This window comes from Aquitalea palustris (genome assembly GCF_003693445.1).
Lineage (GTDB): Bacteria > Pseudomonadota > Gammaproteobacteria > Burkholderiales > Chromobacteriaceae > Aquitalea > Aquitalea palustris.
In genome coordinates this window covers 1-2,926 of record NZ_RFAR01000137.1, presented here as the reverse complement: position 1 = coordinate 2,926, position 2,926 = coordinate 1, and the positions used below count along the sequence as shown (strand labels likewise).

The following is a 2,926-nucleotide window of genomic DNA, read 5'->3' as shown; positions in this document are numbered from 1 at the left end:
CTGAACCTAGTGCGTCTACCAATTCCGCCACCTGGGCACTGCTTTGCTGTATCATTCTGTTGCTGTAGTGCTGCAACGAGATGCGAATTATAAACAAGTTTCTGAGGGTGTCAATGGCCCAATCTGCAAAAAAACAAAAAAATACATCCCTGCGTCAGCAGGATCCTTTCTTGGAACGAGAAAAACTCAAATATTCCAATCCCTTACCTAGCCGGGAGTTTGTTCTGAAACTCCTGGAAGAACGTGGTGTGCCGCTGTTCCCGGATGAGCTGGCCGCTATGTTGTCTATCCAGAATAACGAACTGGGCTTCTTCGAGCGCCGCCTGCTGGCGATGGAGCGTGAAGGTCAGATCATCATTAATCGCAAAGGCGCGATCTGCGCCGCAGAAAAACTCGACCTGATCAAGTGCAAGGTTTCCGGCCACCGCGATGGTTTTGGCTTCGGCTTGCCAGATGAGGGCGAAGGCACTGGCGTGGACATCTTCCTGCCAGAGCGTGAAATGAAAAAAGCCATGCATGGTGACCGGGTTCTGGTGCGGCCATCTGGCGTGGACCGGCGTGGCCGGCAGGAAGGCAAGATCGTCGAGGTGCTGGATCACGCCGTCAGCAAACTGGTAGGCCGTATCCACCTCGAGCGTGGTGTATGGATCGTCACGCCGGAAGATCGCCGTATCAGTCATCAAATTTTGATTGAGCCGGGTAGTCAGGGTGAAGCCAAACACGGCCAGGTAGTGATGGTGGAAATCCTGCAGTATCCGGATGCCTACCGTCAGCCGGTAGCTCAGGTGGTCGAAGTGCTGGGTAATTACGCTGACCCCGGTATGGAAATTGAAATCGCCTTGCGCAAGCATGCCTTGCCGCATGAATTCGCTGAGGATGTGCTAGCCCAGGCCAAGGCAACGCCCAAAAAAGTCCGCAAAAAAGATCTCACCGCTGATCGCGTCGATCTGCGCCATTTGCCGTTGGTGACGATTGATGGTGAAACCGCGCGCGATTTCGACGATGCGGTCTATGCCGAGAAGCAGGGCAAGGGTTTCCGTCTGATCGTTGCCATTGCCGATGTCAGCCACTATGTTCAGCCTGGTGATGCGCTTGATACCGAGGCATTGGAGCGTGGCACCTCGGTTTACTTCCCCCGGCGTGTCATTCCGATGTTGCCTGAGGCGCTGTCCAATGGCATCTGTTCGCTGAATCCCGATGTCGAACGCCTGTGTATGGTGTGTGACATGCAGATCAACGGCAAGGGTGAGGTCAAGCGCTATCAGTTCTATCCGGCGGTGATGTTGTCCAAGGCGCGCCTGACTTATACCCAGGTGTGGGACTGGATACAGCATGGCACGGATAATGCGCTGCTGCCGAATATCCAGACACTCTATAGTCTGTTCAAGGTTTTGCTGGCTGCCCGTGCCAAACGTGGTGCGATTGAGTTTGACTCGGTTGAAACCCAGATGATCTTCAACGAGCAGGGCAAAATCGACAAGATTGTCCCGGTCGTTCGCAACGATGCACACCGCCTGATTGAAGAGTGCATGCTTTCTGCCAATGTTTGCGCGGCTGACTTCCTGCTCAAGAGCAAACAGAAATGCCTCTACCGCGTGCATGAAGGCCCAACGCCGGAGAAACTGGAAAACCTGCGTAACTATCTGCAACTGGTTGGTCTGACGCTGGGTGGCAATGATAAGCCTTCGGCTAAAGACTACGCCAAGCTGGCTGAGCAGATTCACGGTCGCCCGGATGCGCCTGTCTTGCAGACCATGCTGCTGCGTTCCATGCAGCAAGCGGTTTATACCCCAGATAACAATGGTCACTTTGGCCTGGCGTATGAGGCTTATACCCATTTCACCTCGCCGATTCGTCGCTACCCTGACTTATTGGTACATCGCTCCATTAAAGCGGTATTGCAAGGTGGAAAGTACAAACCGGGCAAGTGGGCGCAACTTGGCATGCATTGCTCGATGACCGAGCGGCGTGCCGATGACGCCAGTCGCGATGTCGAGTCCTGGCTCAAGACTTATTATATGCAGGACAAGATTGGCGAAATCTTCCAGGGCAAAATCAGTGCGGTGACCAGCTTTGGTGTGTTCGTTCTGCTGGACAATGTTTATGCCGAAGGTCTGGTGCACATTTCCGAACTGGGCAAGGATTACTTCCACTTCCGTAAGGATATCCAGGCTATCGTCGGGGAGAAGAGTGGGGTGCAGTACCGTTTGGGTGACACATTGACGGTGAAAGTCATGAGCGCCAATCTGGAGACTGCACAAGTTGACTTTGCACTAGTGCGTGAAACGACCGAAGCAGGGTTGTCGACTCCGCCGACCCACTCCGCCAAGCGCGAACAGCAAAAGCATGGACATCGTGGTGGCAATAATAATCACAAGCAGGCCGGGCAAGGTGGTCATGGTCGTACCCGTCATGGCCGACATGCGGGTGCCAGCGCCGAGGCGATAAAACCTGCGGCCAACGCACCGCGTCGCAAACCCGTTGGTCAGAGGGTAGAGCCCGTCGTCGAGCAGCCTGTCATGCCTCCGGCGGCTGCGTTGCCGAAGTCACCGGCAGGTCGGCGCAAACCGCCAGCTGCACCAGCTCGTCATCAAGAACCGGTTGCAGCGGAGGCTTCTGTCGTCAAGCCAGCACCTGCGCGGCGTCGTAAGCCCGCAGCAGTTTCAGACGTTCCGCCAGCTGTGTCGGCGGCAACGCCTGCTCCATCTCGTGCGCGCAACAAGCCAGCCGCTACTGGAGAGGCTACAGTTCCAGCTGCGCCACGTAGCCGTCGTCGCACGGTTAACAAAAAGACAGGTGAAGAGTGACCCTATCCTTGTATTGATCAGGATTGGATGAGAAAAGCCCGGCGTCAGCCGGGTTTTTTGCTGTGTGTGCCCGTACGGTGACCCCCTTTTAGCGCCAGCCAGGCTGGTTTTCAGTATGC

The 2,926-nt window shown here is 55.4% G+C and carries 1 protein-coding gene; it reads left to right on the top strand.

Features of this window, described 5'->3' with window-relative positions; translation table 11 throughout:
- The first annotated feature begins 113 nt into the window (after positions 1 to 113).
- On the top strand, positions 114 to 2,807 hold the full coding sequence (rnr, locus tag EAY64_RS19940) for a ribonuclease R (protein ID WP_103526484.1): 2,694 nt from the start codon (positions 114 to 116) through the stop codon (positions 2,805 to 2,807).
- Positions 2,808 to 2,926 lie beyond the last annotated feature (119 nt).